The following is a 345-nucleotide window of genomic DNA, read 5'->3' on the forward strand; positions in this document are numbered from 1 at the left end:
TACCTCTATCGTTGACGCGGGGTGGAGCAGCCCGGTAGCTCGTCAGGCTCATAACCTGAAGGTCACAGGTTCAAATCCTGTCCCCGCAACCAAATACAAAAACGGCCCGCATCTCGCGGGCCGTTTTCGTTTGTCGCCCTACGTTCTTTCCAACGTATCCCCACGGTGACGGCCGCCTTGCTGAGGTAGGCTGAAGGCTGCAAGTCCTAGTGGTAGCACTGTACGCCTCCGGCGAGGGCCGCCTTGCGCGAGCATGGCATGGTAGCGAGGCTGCGCTCTTAAGGTCGTCCTTACGAGCGTAGTTAGCAGCACAGCATGAGCCATGTGACGTTATTGACCGGGCCT

The 345-nt window shown here is 58.8% G+C and carries 1 tRNA gene; it reads left to right on the forward strand.

The window, feature by feature from the left end:
• The first annotated feature begins 15 nt into the window (after positions 1–15).
• Positions 16–92 (forward strand) — tRNA-Met (locus EN853_RS02155).
• Positions 93–345: the final 253 nt, after the last annotated feature.

This window comes from Mesorhizobium sp. M1C.F.Ca.ET.210.01.1.1 (genome assembly GCF_004791585.1).
Classification (GTDB): Bacteria; Pseudomonadota; Alphaproteobacteria; order Rhizobiales; family Rhizobiaceae; genus Mesorhizobium.